Raw genomic sequence first — 13,157 nt, forward strand, 5'->3', positions numbered from 1 at the left:
ATCGAGCACCGCCTTGTTCTGGCCGGCGGTATGGAGGCGGCGCTCGACACCGATCTTCTTCATCAGCTCGGGAAAGCCGAACGAGGCCGATACCACGCCGATCGAACCGACGATGGAGGACGGATCGGCAAAGATCTCGTCGCCGGCGACCGCTATCATGTAGCCGCCCGACGCCGCCACGTCCTCGACGAAGACCAGAACCTTCTTGTTCTTCTCGGTCGCCAGGTCGCGGATACGTTTGAAGATCAGCCGCGATTGCACCGGCGAGCCGCCCGGCGAATTGATCGAAATGGCGACCGCGGGGGCTTCGAAGGAAAATGCCTTCTCGATAGGGCCGGCGGTGGACGCGAGCGAAAGACTCGGCCGGAACTGGCCGCCGCCGGCCATGATGGTGCCGTGCAGCCGGATGACGGGAATGACGACGATGTCGGAGCGCCAGGATTTCGGCAGCAGGCGGTTGAGGAAGCGTTTCACGGGATCTCCGGTCAATGGGCCTGAAGGCATGTAGGGATTCGCCGGCCAACGGCAATGCCGCGACGCCGGCCGGCTAGCCGCATGACCCCTAAAATCGGAATCGATTTTAGGAAAGGATCATGCGCAAATCAAAGTGCTACAGCGCCCCTTGCTCGTCCGAAAGGACGGGCGGCGCTGTAGGTCAGTCGCCGAACAGCGAAGCCAGTCCGTTGTTGATCATCTCGGTCCGCTCCGTTGGGCCGTCGCCCGATTGCGCATGCAGCATCAGCGGCGGGCGGATCGACAGTTTTCCGCGTGCCCCGAGTATCGCCCTGACGACGATGCGGATCGCCGCTGCCTCGGGGCGAGGGTGGACGGCCAGCATCTCGGCATCGCCGAAGCGGCCTGATATCGCATCGAGGATGGCGCCGAGCTGATCGGGCCTGGCAATCACGGCAAGACCGCCGCGCGGCCTGACCACAGCAGCCGCACTTCGGATCCAGCTGTCGAACAGCCCGTCCTCCATCACATGTGCTGCCTTTCTGAGCGGGTCGGGCGTGGCGCGATCCTCGGCGGCATTGAAGGGCGGGTTCATGATAACAAAATCGAAGGAGTTGTCGGCAAGGCCGGCAGCTGTTCGCGCTCGGCCCGACAGCGCGACATCGGCTGCGAGCACCGAGGCGCGGTCGTTGAGATGCGCGTTGCCGGGGTGGGCAAGCGTCGTTGCGGCAAAGGCTGCCATTTCCGGAGACCGTTCGATGAGCACGGCGTTGGCATCAGGACAGCGCGACAACACGGCCAGGCCCGCGGCGCCAGCACCCGCGCCGAAATCGGCAAGGCGGCCGGCGAAGGACGACGGCACGGCAGCGGCCAGCATCATGGCGTCCATGCCGGCGCGATGGCCGGCCTGTTTCGGTTGAATCAGCCAGAACCGCCCGCGATGGAAGGCATCGACCGTGTGGGCCGGCGTGTCCTGGACAAGGGTGGCGCGCGCCGCGGACATTATTTCTGGCGGATCTCGTTGGCGATGCCGGCATCCGTCAGGATGCGCCGCGCCGCATCGGCCTGATCGGCTTCGACCATGATGCGCCGGGGCAGGATGCCGATCGAACCGTCGAGCACGCTCATGTTCTGGTCGGCGACGAAACAGCCGATGCCGGCATCGCGCATCAGCGATTCGACAAAAGAGATGATCACGGCATCGTTGGTGCGGATAAGCTCTATCATCGGACGAAACTCGCAGGTTGCAGCGTCTATATAAACGTGGGTGGCCCCCGTCGCCAGCCTCGACCGCGCCAAATCGCCTCTTGCCGTGCCTGTGGGTACCGCCCTAGAGTCTGTGGCGGGATCAGGGTGCCGTCGTGCGCGTGACTTATAGACGGGAGTTTTGTCGTGGGTGTCGTTCTCAACATCGAAAACGGGAAGCGGGAAGCCGCCTCGATCAAGGATCTCATCGACCTGACGGCGGCCGATATGGGGCGCGTCAACAAATTGATTCTGTCGAAGGCCGGTTCCGACGTCGAGATGATCCCGGAGATTGCCAACCACCTGATCTCTTCGGGCGGCAAGCGGCTGAGGCCGATGCTGACGCTCGCCTCAGCCCAGATGTTCGGCTATTCCGGCGAGGGCCACGTCAAACTCGCCACATCAGTCGAGTTCATGCATACCGCCACGCTCCTCCACGACGATGTCGTCGACGAGAGCGGCATGCGGCGCGGCAAGAAGACCGCCCGCATGATCTGGGGCAACCAGGCGAGCGTGCTGGTCGGCGATTTCCTGCTTGGTCAAGCTTTCCGCATGATGGTCGATGTCGGCTCGCTGGAAGCGCTCGATATCTTGTCCAGTGCTGCCTCGATCATCGCCGAGGGCGAGGTGATGCAGCTCGCCGCAGCCAAGAACCTCGAAACCACAGAGGATGAGCATTTCGCCGTGATCAAGGCCAAGACCGCGGCCCTGTTCTCGGCCGCCGCCGAGGTTGGTCCGGTTATCGCCCAGGCGACGCGAAACGATCGCGCGGCGCTGCGCTCCTATGGCATGAATCTCGGCCTTGCCTTCCAGTTGATCGACGATGCGCTGGATTATGGCGGCACCAGCAAGGATCTGGGCAAGAATGTCGGCGACGACTTCCGCGAAGGTAAGGTGACGCTACCGGTGATCCTCGCCTACCGGCGCGGCACCAAGGCCGAACGCACCTTCTGGAAGCGCGCCATCGAGGACAATGTCACCGACGACGCCGGGCTGGAAAAGGCGATCGGATTGATGACCCGCCACGGGGCGATCGCCGACACCATCGGGCGCGCCGGCCATTTCGGCGAGATCGCCCGCGACGCGCTGGCGCCGCTCGAAGCGACGCCGCAGAAGTCGGCGCTGATCGACGTCATCGATTTCTGCATCAGCCGGGTGAACTGAGGAACTTTGCCGACATTTGGCCGGCACGGCGCCCGTCCCTCATTTCGGTTTTCCCGGAAGCACCATTGCGGCGAGCAGGCTGACGGCGATGCCTGCCGCAGCGAGCCAGAAGGCGACCTGGATGCCGTCGGCAACAGCGATCTTCAAGGCATCACCGGTCAATCCGCCGACATGGCGGTTGGCGATCGCGATCAACACCGCCATGCCGATCGCGTTGCCGACATTGAGCATGGTGGAGGCCATTCCCGACGCGACACCTTGCTCGTCATGGGAAACACCCGAAGCGGCGGCGATCCACATGGCAGTCCAGACGATGCCTTGTCCGACGCCGGAGATGATCAGGCCGGGTACGAGGGATAGATAGAAGCTGTCGGCGTTTGCACCTAATACCATCAAGGCCGTCCCAATCGCGCCGACGACCATACCGCCGACCAGCGTGGCGCGTGTCGAAAAACGCGTTGCCAGGCGCTCGCCGACCTGCGTGCCGCCCGCGATGGCAATGGATGGCACCAGGAACGCAAGGCCGGCCTGCAAGGCGGTGAAGCCATGCACGTTCTGCAGCAGCACGGTGAGGAAGTAGGGCAGGGCACCGAAAGTCCCCATGAAGAGGAAGGTGATCGTCATGCCGGCGACGAGGCTGCGGTTGTGGAACAGGCGCAGCGGCATCAGCGGGTCGGCGCTCCTTGCCTCTATCGCTGCGAAGGCGATCAGGAAGAATGCCGCCAGTGCAGCACTGACGATGATCGCGGTCGAACCCCAGCCATATTCAGGCCCCTGAACCAGCGTGAAGACAAGCAGGGTCGCGCCGGCGGTGACGGTCAGCGCGCCCGGCAGATCGAAGCTGCGGTGTTCATGCCGCTTGCGGTCCCGCGGAATGATGGCGAACGCCGCGATGATGGCGACCCCGGCCAAGAGCACGTTGACATAGAAGACCGAAGGCCAGCCGAAGGCGCTGGTGAGAAGGCCTCCCGCCAGCGAGCCGAGCGTCAGGCCGCTCGCTCCGGCGCCGCCCCAGACCGCGAGCGCCCGATTGCGTTCCGGCCCCTCGGCAAACAGGCGATTGATCAGCGACAGCGTGGCCGGAAACAGGAACGCGGCGCCGATACCTTGCACCGCACGGGCCGCGATGATCATTTCTGGCGACCAGGCGAGGCCGCCGACCAGGGACGAGAGCGCATAGAGCCAGAGCGCGAAGATGAAGACCCGGCGCTGGCCGATCATGTCGGCGGCCCGGCCGCCGAACAGCAGGAAGCCACCGGTGAACACGGTGTAGGCGCTGACCACCCATTGCAGGGTCTGGCCCGAAAAGCCCAACCCTGCGCCGATTTCCGGCAAAGCCACGAAGACGATGTTGAGGTCGAGGGCGATGATGAGTTGGGCGAAGGCGAGCAACGCCAGCGTGGCGCCGCGCTTCGCGCCGATCCCTCCTGCTGCCGCGGCACTGAACGGCGCGCCTTGATCGAGTGAACTCATGTCAAATCTCCATGTCGACGATTGTTTATCGATCGACAAAGAATTGAATTTGCAATCCGAAGTCAAGCGGATTATTTGTTGATTGATAAAAAATGGAGGTCGCAATGGCGGGAAGGCCAAGGGAGTTCGATCGGGACCAGGCGCTGGAGAAGGCGCGCGACGCCTTCTGGACGCGCGGCTACGAGGGCACCTCGATGGCAGACCTCGTGTCGGTGCTAGGTCTGGCCTCGCCGCGCATCTATGCCGCCTTCGGCTCGAAGGAGGACCTGTTTCGGGAAGCGGTCGTTCTCTACGAGACCAAAGAAGGAAGCTTCGCCACCCGCGCGCTTGCCGAGGAGCCAACCGCTCGGCGGTTTGTCGAGCGGTTGCTGCGTGATGCCATTGAAATCTATACGAGGCCGGGTCTGCCGCAGGGCTGTATGGTTGTCTCAGCCGCGACCAACTGCGCCGCCGAGAACGATCGCGTGCTTTATTGGCTGGCCGAACGTCGCCGAGCGCGCAATGCGCTGATTGTCGAGCGCCTGAGAAAGGGCGTTCGCGACGGGGAACTCAAACCGGACACGGACCCGGAGGCCTTGGGCGATTACTACACCACGCTCTTGTTTGGTCTCTCGGTGCAGGCGCGCGATGGCGTACCGAAAGAGCGGCTGCACGCTCTGATCACGGTGGCGATGCAGTCGCTGGACGCAAGACTCATCTAGGGGTTCTTAATCGGCCGTGGTGCCGGATGAACAGAAGAACAAACCCGAGAGCTTCCTCATTTGCTGGATTGTTCGGCCAACCTTTTCGGATTGACCTCCGGCGTTGGCGGATCGGGTATTTCCGAGGAGGAAACAGGCTTCAGCGGTTCCGGCTCCGTTGCCGGCGCTTCCGGGCTACCCTTGGCGAGCGCGACCGAGACGCCGAAAACCTTCCATTGCCGGTCTACCGGCGCAAACAAAAGCTCGAAATTGACCTGCATGGGGACGGACGGAAAGAAGCCGGCCATATGCAGCATGCCATTGGGCTCGATCTGCGGCAACAGGGTGAGTTGCGGCTCCAGCACGGCAACGCCGCCGAGATCGATGCCGTCATTGCGTTGGCCGGCGAAGATCTCGGCCAGCTTGGCGGCATTGTTGGCCTGGAAGCCCGGCGCGCCAAGGTCGCGCAGCACGGTATAGTTGCCGGTCTTGTTGGCCTGGTCGAGCGCCAGCAGCGAGCTGCGCACCAGGATCAGCACGCCGTTGCGGTCGATGTTAGCCGGCTTTGGTGCCTGTGGCTTGGCAGATTTCTGGGTCTTTGACGTCTGCGCCAGGACAGGCGGAACAAGCGCCGGAACCGCCGCCAGCACAAGGGCTGCCAATAAAATTCTGCCCTTTGACCGCATCCGCCAGCTCCATTCCTGTTTTTTCGCCGGCCGGGAAAGCGTTCCGGCATCGACTGTTTGCGAGCGCGCTCCGTCGGGCCGGTCATTCGAACTCGAGCCCGGCAGCCTTTGGCTCATGCCGTCTGCATCAGTTCAGTGTCCACGATGCGCCGATGCTGACGCCGACATCGCCACGGTTGGTGGAGGCCGATATTGCGGCATTGAGGCGGAAATCCTCGCTCGTGCTGTAGCCGAGGCCAAGCGCCAGACCCGATTGGCCCTTGAAATGACCAAAACCGCCGGCCAGCGACAATTTGTCGGGCCTGTCGTCGTAACGCAGCCCCGCCGTCGCCAGGGCAAGCGCCGTTCCGGCGCGGGCCTCCGAGCGGTTTTCGCTGATCTGCTCACCAAGGTCCTGAAAGCTGCCCTCCAGCGCGCCGACGCGGCCGTCGAGCAAGGCGATATTGGTCTCGTTGACCGTGGTGCGGCTGTCGAGGCTGGAGATCTGCGTGGTGTGCAGGTTGAGCGTGTTGGTATTACCGGTGATGCGGGTCTCGTGATCGGCGATCTGCGTCGTGTGGGCGCCGACGGTGGTGTTGAGCGTGTTGATCTGCGTGGTGTTGGCTGCAACTTCATCCGCCAGCCCTTCAATCTCATCGATGTTGACGGAGGCCGTCGCCAGATTGCCAGCGGCATCCGACGTCACCAGATACTTCGTTCCGCTCTGAGCGTTCTGGCTGGCTTGGCTGTTGATGCCCGCGAGCGTGTAGGTGTTGGTGCCTTGGCCGATGGAGACCTGATTGGCGCGTGTCGTGGTCACGCCCTGGCCTATGGCGACTGAGTCGGAAAAGTTGGCCTCTGCTTGAGTGCCGAGCGCTGTGGCATTCAGCGCATTCGCCTTGGCCGATCTACCAAGCGCAGTGGCACCGGCCTGGTTCGGGCCTCCCGTGCCAGCCTCAGCAAAGGCGCCGATCGCCGTTGTACCTGGATTCTCATGGTTGACCTGATACCCGGCCCGTGCCCCTTCGCCAACAGCGGTGCTGACCTGTCCATCAGCAACAGCAGAATTTCCGACCGCAGTAGCGAAGATGCCATCGGCGTGGGTGCCGAAGCCGCACGCCATGCCTAGCGCTGGAGCTGTAGCGCCTCCACCGCCACCGACTGTCTCCTCGCATACAAAGGCGCTTGCCGGTGTCGGAGCAAAGACCAGGCAGAGGGCCGCGACTGCCATGACGGCTGCGGTCCCGGCGACGGGCACGTAGATGGCCGACATTCGTCCAATGCTCTTTCGCGCGCAAGCCCGCATTGCGGTCGCCCCCTTTTCGCCAGCCACGCCACGCCGAGTGCGTTTCCAAGGCCCGTCATCAGTGGATGAGAGAATGCATGAAGCCGGCGGTGTCTGGACAGTCGGTAAATGCCTAGAGTGCGCGGAAAAATCCCTGATTTTGCAGCGTTTCCGACGCCTGCCGTTGTCACTATGCAGGAGGTGGCTGACGAGATCACGGGAACGCCCTCGCGCTCTTCAGCAGCGCCACGAGCTGGCTCTGACGGCTAGTTCCGGTTTTCCGAAAGATTCGCTCGAGGTAGGTGCGGGCCGATTTGACGGCGATGCCGATTTCTTTGGCTGCCTCCTGCACGGAACGGCCGGAGGCAAGCTCGACGGCGAGCCGGGCTTCAGCCGGCGTCAGGTCGAACAGGCCGGAAAGGATATTGGGCGACGGAACAGTCGCGCCGGCAATGACCGCGGTAGCCGCGACGACAATATCAGCGCCCGAAAAGATATCATGCGCGGCGCGGCGCAACGGCAGCAGGTGGACGACTAGCGCGGGCCGCCCCTTCGTGCCCGGAACAGGGATGGACCGTACGACGCGGTTATCCCAAGTCTGCGCGATGGCCTGCTGGAAAAGCGCGTTTGCCGGTTCATCGGCAAGCGCGATGCCGCCATGGGCTGTTGGGAGGAAAACGTGGGCCATGTCTTCGAGGAGCGGATTGGCCGTCAGCACCCGGCCCGACCCGCTCATGACCGCGGCCGGCAGTCCGATTTCGCGCAGCGTCGATACGGCGGCCTTTGCCCGTTCCAGACCCAGGCGCCCGGCAATAACGCCAGCTCTCGCGAGGTGAGGGCGCAGTTCGTTCAGCCGATCGATTGCGACCTGATCGTAGATCCCGTCCTTCAGCCAGCGCTGGAAGACAAAAAGCACAAGCTCTCCGCCAGGCATGGGAACGGATGTGCATACATGCGACCCTATGCCAAAAGCCGCTGCGCTTTCGCGAACGGGATCGCGCTCGATCTCCTCGCGGGTCATGAAATCGTCGACCCGGACAAAGCTCGCGGGCTGAGCGCTGCACATGCGCTGCACACTTTCGGAAAACTTCCAGCTATCCCTCGCCATGAACTCATCGAGCAAGGGCTGGACATGCGCTTCGGTGACGGCGCGGACCGGCGACTGATCGCTGAATACAAAGATCGCGCCGCTCGCCGAGCGGGAGATCGCGCTTGCCGCACCCAATACCTCCGGCCACAGCTCGGCGGCGAACGCCGCTTCGTAGATCAGATCGACAATGGCGAAGGCCTGCTCGCCCTGTGGCATTTCCAGCATTTTCCTGGGTGAAGCAACGGCATCCATCTGCACGGTTCCACGCATCATTCCGTCTCGTAAACTTTCAACGCCCGCCGCTTACGGATCGCTTACGGCACCGGGTGCCGGTGCCGCAGCAGGACAAGCCGGCAGCCCGCCAGGCCAGCGAAGCGCGGTCGACGGTCGCAGTTACGCCCCTTTCGGCATGGTTTATTAATCGCCTGACCCGATTGTGAATTCGGGCCGGGTTGAAGCGTGACCCCAAAAAGGCCATGCTTTGCCTGGAAAAGATCGAGTCTACGGCGATCCCGCTGACGCGGGCATGGCTTTGACTGAAAGGGATACGATGCGGCAAGGATGTGCGCGCTGGCTGACAGGGCTGGCAATTGTGACGGGCATGGCGATCTCTGGTCTGCCAGCCCTGGCCAAAGAGACCACCGAGCCGGTCAAGATCACATCCTTCTCGGGAGCCTATCTGGCCGCGCGGGTCGCCGAAGGCGACAATGATCTCGACAACGCTATCGCCTACTACAAGCAGGCGCTCGCCTTCGCTCCCGGCGATACCTCGTTGCAGCAAAGCCTGATGCTGTCGCTGATCGCGCAAGGGCGCTTCGAAGAATCCCTGGTCTATGCCGACAAGCTCAAGGCGGTTCCCGACGTCGAGCGGTTCTCGCGCCTGGCGCTGGCCGTCGGTTCCTTTCACAAGAAGGACTTTTCCAAGGCAGAATACTGGCTCGAGCTTTCGCTTGAATCCGATCTCGACCGGCTGATCTCCGGCGTCATGACCGGCTGGGCCAAGCAGGGCGCCGGCGACGCCAGCGAGGCCATGGCCTCCATCGACAAGCTGCAGGGTCCGGACTGGTTCGGCCTCTTCAAATCCTTCCATCGCGCGCTGATTGCGGACGCATCGGGCTTGCCCGAAAAGGCGGATGCGATTTACGCCGCGACCCTTCAGGACACCGCGACCGGTAGCGCCGCACCCGAAACCTGGATGCGCAATGCGCAGGCCTATGCCTCTTTCCTCGCCCGCAAGGGCGACAAGGACAAGGCGCTGTCCGTGCTTGATCAGGCCGAGGCATTTGCACCCGGCAAGGTGGAGATATCAGCGCTTCGCGACAAGATCACCAAGGGCGAGAAGATCGAACCCTTCGTTGCCGGTCCGTCCGACGGCGCATCGGAAATTCTGCTCGATCTCGCCACCGCGCTCAATCGCGGTGGCGGCGAGCCGTTCGTCCGCCTCTATCTGCAATATGCCCTGGCGCTGAAGCCCGACAGCGACGTGGCCCTTGTTCAGCTCGCCGCCGTTTCCGAGCAGCTGAAGGATGGCGAGGGCGCCATCGCCTTCTATCGCCGCATCCCGGCCAGTTCGCCACTGAAGGACCTTTCGGAACTGCAGCTCGGCCTCAACCTTGCCGATCTCGACCGCCATGACGAGGCCATCTCCCATCTGAAAGCCCTCGTCGAAGCGCACCCCAGCGACATGCGCACCTATCAGGCGCTCGGTGGCGTCTATGCCTCTAAGGAGGAGTTCCGCTCCGCGGCCGACCTCTATGACAAGGCGGTGGCGGCGCTGAAAGCCCCGACCCGCGCCGACTGGAACATTTTCTACCAGCGCGGCATCGCCTATGAGCGGCTAAAGGAGTGGCCGAAGGCCGAGCCGAATTTCCGCAAGGCGCTGGAATTGTTCCCCGACCAGCCGCAGGTTTTGAACTATCTCGGCTATTCCTGGGTGGACATGAACATGAACCTCAAGGAAGGCCTTGAGATGATCCAGAAGGCCGTCGACCTCAGGCCGAGCGACGGCTACATCGTCGATTCGCTGGGCTGGGCCTATTTCCGCCTGGGCAGGTTTGATGACGCCGTGCGCGAAATGGAGCGTGCCGTGTCGCTGAAGCCGGAAGATCCGGTGCTGAACGATCACCTCGGCGATGCCTATTGGCGCGTCGGCCGCAGGCTGGAAGCCACCTTCCAGTGGAACCAAGCCCGCGACCTGAAGCCGGATCCCGACGTGCTCGCCGCCTTGCAGCAGAAACTGATGAAGGGCCTGCCGCCGATCGAATCCAACACGGCGCAGGAAACCCCGAAGGTCAAGCCCGAACCGTTGCCGGCGCCAAAGGGCTGACCCTTTGCCTTGACGCTTGTCGGGCGGCGCTCTAGAGCCTGATCCCGAACCGAAGGTCAGCGCAGCAAAAAGTTGCAGACTTTTCGGACAAGATCATGCGGCCTCATCCAACAGGTGCCGCATCCCGCCGCTCCGTCGAGGCCCCCGTGACCGTTGATATCCCAGCTTATATGCATCCCAGCCGCTCGTTCCAGGGGCTGATCCTGACGTTGCATAACTACTGGGCGGACTATGGCTGCGTCGTTCTCCAGCCCTATGACATGGAAGTCGGCGCCGGCACGTTCCACCCGGCGACGACGCTGCGCGCGCTGGGGCCAAAGCGCTGGAACGCGGCTTATGTGCAGCCTTCGCGCCGGCCCAAGGACGGACGCTACGGCGAGAACCCGAACCGGCTGCAGCACTATTACCAATACCAGGTGATCCTGAAGCCGAACCCGCCTAATCTGCAGGAGCTTTATCTCGGCTCGCTGGCGGCCATCGGCGTCGATCCGCTTCTGCATGACATCCGCTTCGTCGAGGACGACTGGGAAAGCCCGACGCTCGGTGCCTGGGGGCTGGGCTGGGAGTGCTGGTGCGACGGCATGGAAGTGTCGCAGTTCACCTATTTCCAGCAGGTCTGCGGCATCGAATGCGCGCCGGTGGCGGGCGAGCTCACCTACGGGCTGGAGCGGCTGGCCATGTATGTGCAGGGCGTCGATAATGTCTACGACCTCAATTTCAATGGCCGCGAGGGTGCCGACAAGGTGACCTATGGCGACGTCTTCCTACAGGCCGAGCAGGAATATTCGCGCCATAATTTCGAATTCGCCAACACTGCGATGCTGCTTCGGCATTTCGAGGACGCCGAAGCCGAGTGCAAGATGCTGCTCGACGCCGGCGCGCCAGCTTCGAACGACAATCTGGCGATGCACCGGATGGTGTTTCCCGCCTACGACCAGTGCATCAAGGCCAGCCACGTCTTCAACCTGCTCGACGCGCGCGGCGTGATTTCCGTCACCGAGCGGCAGAGCTACATTTTGCGGGTGCGCAATCTGGCGAAAGCCTGCGGCGAGGCGTTTTTGCTGACGCAGGCAGGCGGGCTGGCGGCTTAGCTCCAAAGGCCGTTGGCGATTTCGACTGAAGCGCTGATTGGCAATACGCCCTGGCCGCTGGAACCAGCCATCGTCCGCAGCGCTTGTCTAACGCCGGGCATCGCGAACGTGCCATGAGCCTGCGCCGCGAAACAGGCGCTGAGCGCGAGGATCTGGAGGAATGTCGATGCCGTCTTCATGGTCGTTCAGCCAATAGTTCTCTGCCTGAGCGTGGGTCGCTTCAGCGCTGCGTTCGGTTCATGGAAATCTTTGACCCAAGGACGGACGACCCCGCCTCGACCCGACAGGCAGCGGAATATTTTTGGAAATCGCTCGTAGATGCGCCGATTGCATGGGGAAGGGTGACAGCGGCCAGCCGAGTTGCTATGCCCCGCCCGGACCACTCTCCCGCATGAGCTGACCCTATGCCCGACCTGCTCCTAGAACTTCGCTCCGAGGAAATTCCCGCGCGCATGCAGCGCAAGGCGGCGGGCGACTTGAAGAAGATGATGACGGACGGTTTGGTCGAGGCCGGACTGACCTATGAGGCGGCGCGCGAATATTGGACGCCGCGCCGGCTGGCGCTCGACATTCGCGGCGTGACTGCGCGCTCGAAGGACATAAGCGAGGAGATCAAGGGACCCTCGACCAAGGCGCCCGAACAGGCGGTCCAGGGCTTCCTGCGCAAGGCCGGTCTCTCCTCGATCGCCGAGGCGCATGTCCATGCCGATCCGAAGAAGGGTGACTTCTATGTCGCCCATATCTCCAAGCCGGGCAGGGCGGCAGAAGAAATCATCGCCGAGTTGGTGCCGGGCATCATCCGCGGCTTTCCATGGCCGAAATCGATGCGCTGGGGACCGGCCTCGGCTAAACCCGGCTCCTTGCGCTGGGTGCGGCCGCTGCAATCCATCCTCTGCACCTTCGGCCCGGAGACCGAGGAGCCGGTGGTAGTCGATTTCGAGATCGACGGCATCCGCTCCGGCAACCTCACCTACGGCCACCGTTTTCATGCGCCGGGCGCGATCACCGTGCGCCGTTTCGACGACTATGCCGCAAAGCTGGAGGCGGCGAAGGTCGTGCTCGACGCCGACCGGCGCAAGGAGATCATCCTTGCCGACGCCAGGAATCTCGCCTTCGCCAACGGGCTCGATCTGGTCGAGGATGACGGGCTGCTCGAGGAAGTATCAGGCCTGGTCGAATGGCCGGTCGTGCTGATGGGCGAATTCGAGCAGGACTTTCTCGCCATTCCGGCCGAGGTGATCCGGCTCACCATCCGCGCCAACCAGAAGTGCTTCGTGACGCGGCCGCAGGGCGTCGGTGAAGAGCTTTCCAACCGCTTCATCCTGACCGCCAACATCGAGGCAAAGGACGGCGGCAAGGAGATCGCCTACGGTAACGGCAAGGTGGTGCGCGCCCGCCTCTCCGACGCGCTCTATTTCTGGAAGACCGACCAGGGCGACCTGCCTGACCTCGACCAGTTGCGGGCATCGGCGGAAAAGTTCGGGCTCGATCTCAAAAAGCCACTCGACCAGCGCATGGCCCGCCTCGACCATCTCGGCGTCACCTTCCACGCCAAGCTCGGCACCCAAGGTGAACGGGTTGAGCGGATTGCACGACTTGTTGAGGAATTGGCGCCGATCGTGGCGAGTTCAATCTCCCCCCTTGAGGGGGAGACGGCCGGCAGGCCAGAGGGGGTCGTCTCGCGT

At 63.1% G+C, this 13,157-nt stretch carries 12 protein-coding genes and 1 pseudogene (1 of these 13 only partly in view); 5 read left to right on the plus strand and 8 right to left on the minus strand.

The features are described from left to right. The 3 genes from E5W87_RS23865 to E5W87_RS23875 form a co-directional block, all read right to left on the minus strand. Window positions 1-474: S49 family peptidase (locus E5W87_RS23865; RefSeq protein WP_292403080.1), on the minus strand; the 474-nt coding region annotated here is incomplete at its 3' end. Between the two features lie 181 nt (window positions 475-655). Next, complete coding sequence (locus E5W87_RS23870; RefSeq protein WP_292403083.1) at window positions 656-1,456, minus strand: tRNA1(Val) (adenine(37)-N6)-methyltransferase; 801 nt, start codon at window positions 1,454-1,456, stop codon at window positions 656-658. After that, on the minus strand, window positions 1,456-1,680 hold the full coding sequence (locus E5W87_RS23875) for a DUF2007 domain-containing protein (protein WP_095483967.1): 225 nt from the start codon (window positions 1,678-1,680) through the stop codon (window positions 1,456-1,458). Before E5W87_RS23875 ends, E5W87_RS23870 begins: the two co-directional genes overlap by 1 nt. Window positions 1,681-1,845: 165 nt before the next feature. Here E5W87_RS23875 and E5W87_RS23880 point away from each other — a divergent pair, with 165 nt between their 5' ends. After that, window positions 1,846-2,862, plus strand: a complete 1,017-nt coding sequence (locus tag E5W87_RS23880; RefSeq protein ID WP_292163832.1) for a polyprenyl synthetase family protein — start codon at window positions 1,846-1,848, stop codon at window positions 2,860-2,862. A gap of 39 nt (window positions 2,863-2,901) precedes the next feature. Here the strand turns inward: E5W87_RS23880 and E5W87_RS23885 are convergent, their stop codons facing one another. Next, the gene (locus E5W87_RS23885; protein ID WP_292403087.1) at window positions 2,902-4,335 is read right to left on the minus strand and encodes an MFS transporter; all 1,434 of its coding nucleotides are present in this window, start codon (window positions 4,333-4,335) and stop codon (window positions 2,902-2,904) included. A gap of 104 nt (window positions 4,336-4,439) precedes the next feature. Here E5W87_RS23885 and E5W87_RS23890 point away from each other — a divergent pair, with 104 nt between their 5' ends. After that, window positions 4,440-5,036, plus strand: coding sequence for a TetR/AcrR family transcriptional regulator (locus E5W87_RS23890; RefSeq protein WP_292403090.1), 597 nt, complete (start codon window positions 4,440-4,442; stop codon window positions 5,034-5,036). A 56-nt stretch (window positions 5,037-5,092) separates the two neighbouring features. On the opposite strand, the gene E5W87_RS23895 is transcribed toward E5W87_RS23890, so the two are convergent. The 3 genes from E5W87_RS23895 to E5W87_RS23905 form a co-directional block, all read right to left on the minus strand. After that, entirely contained in the window at window positions 5,093-5,701 is a 609-nt protein-coding gene (locus E5W87_RS23895; protein ID WP_292403093.1) for a hypothetical protein, read from the minus strand. Between the two features lie 127 nt (window positions 5,702-5,828). Continuing rightward, a complete protein-coding gene (locus tag E5W87_RS23900; RefSeq protein ID WP_292403096.1) occupies window positions 5,829-6,953 on the minus strand; it encodes a YadA-like family protein in 1,125 nt (374 codons plus the stop codon). 226 nt (window positions 6,954-7,179) lie between these two features. Further along, a complete protein-coding gene (locus tag E5W87_RS23905) occupies window positions 7,180-8,328 on the minus strand; it encodes a helix-turn-helix transcriptional regulator (RefSeq protein WP_292403099.1) in 1,149 nt (382 codons plus the stop codon). Between the two features lie 277 nt (window positions 8,329-8,605). Between E5W87_RS23905 and E5W87_RS23910 the strand changes: the two genes are divergently transcribed. After that, a complete protein-coding gene (locus E5W87_RS23910; RefSeq protein WP_292403113.1) occupies window positions 8,606-10,381 on the plus strand; it encodes a tetratricopeptide repeat protein in 1,776 nt (591 codons plus the stop codon). Between the two features lie 170 nt (window positions 10,382-10,551). Beyond that, a complete protein-coding gene (locus E5W87_RS23915; protein WP_292403116.1) occupies window positions 10,552-11,472 on the plus strand; it encodes a glycine--tRNA ligase subunit alpha in 921 nt (306 codons plus the stop codon). Here E5W87_RS23915 and E5W87_RS23920 read toward each other — a convergent pair. Further along, window positions 11,469-11,651, minus strand: a complete 183-nt coding sequence (locus E5W87_RS23920) for a hypothetical protein (protein WP_292403102.1) — start codon at window positions 11,649-11,651, stop codon at window positions 11,469-11,471. The two genes, E5W87_RS23915 and E5W87_RS23920, sit on opposite strands and share 4 nt — an antisense overlap. Before the next feature lie 225 nt (window positions 11,652-11,876). On the opposite strand from E5W87_RS23920, the pseudogene glyS reads away from it, so the two are divergent. After that, window positions 11,877-13,157 (plus strand): annotated as a pseudogene (gene glyS, locus E5W87_RS23925) (glycine--tRNA ligase subunit beta) (it continues 1,022 nt past the right edge of the window).

Source organism: Mesorhizobium sp. (assembly GCF_004962925.1).
Lineage (GTDB): Bacteria > Pseudomonadota > Alphaproteobacteria > Rhizobiales > Rhizobiaceae > Mesorhizobium.

Coding starts and splice junctions, on each gene's coding strand:
- E5W87_RS23890 (WP_292403090.1), top strand. CDS start 4,440: ATGGCGGGAAGGCCAAGGGAGTTCGATCGGGACCAGGCGCTGGAGAAG.
- E5W87_RS23900 (WP_292403096.1), bottom strand. CDS start 6,953: ATGTCGGCCATCTACGTGCCCGTCGCCGGGACCGCAGCCGTCATGGCA.
- E5W87_RS23905 (WP_292403099.1), bottom strand. CDS start 8,328: ATGATGCGTGGAACCGTGCAGATGGATGCCGTTGCTTCACCCAGGAAA.
- E5W87_RS23875 (WP_095483967.1), bottom strand. CDS start 1,680: ATGATAGAGCTTATCCGCACCAACGATGCCGTGATCATCTCTTTTGTC.
- E5W87_RS23915 (WP_292403116.1), top strand. CDS start 10,552: ATGCATCCCAGCCGCTCGTTCCAGGGGCTGATCCTGACGTTGCATAAC.
- E5W87_RS23895 (WP_292403093.1), bottom strand. CDS start 5,701: ATGCGGTCAAAGGGCAGAATTTTATTGGCAGCCCTTGTGCTGGCGGCG.
- E5W87_RS23870 (WP_292403083.1), bottom strand. CDS start 1,456: ATGTCCGCGGCGCGCGCCACCCTTGTCCAGGACACGCCGGCCCACACG.
- E5W87_RS23910 (WP_292403113.1), top strand. CDS start 8,606: ATGCGGCAAGGATGTGCGCGCTGGCTGACAGGGCTGGCAATTGTGACG.
- E5W87_RS23920 (WP_292403102.1), bottom strand. CDS start 11,651: ATGAAGACGGCATCGACATTCCTCCAGATCCTCGCGCTCAGCGCCTGT.
- E5W87_RS23885 (WP_292403087.1), bottom strand. CDS start 4,335: ATGAGTTCACTCGATCAAGGCGCGCCGTTCAGTGCCGCGGCAGCAGGA.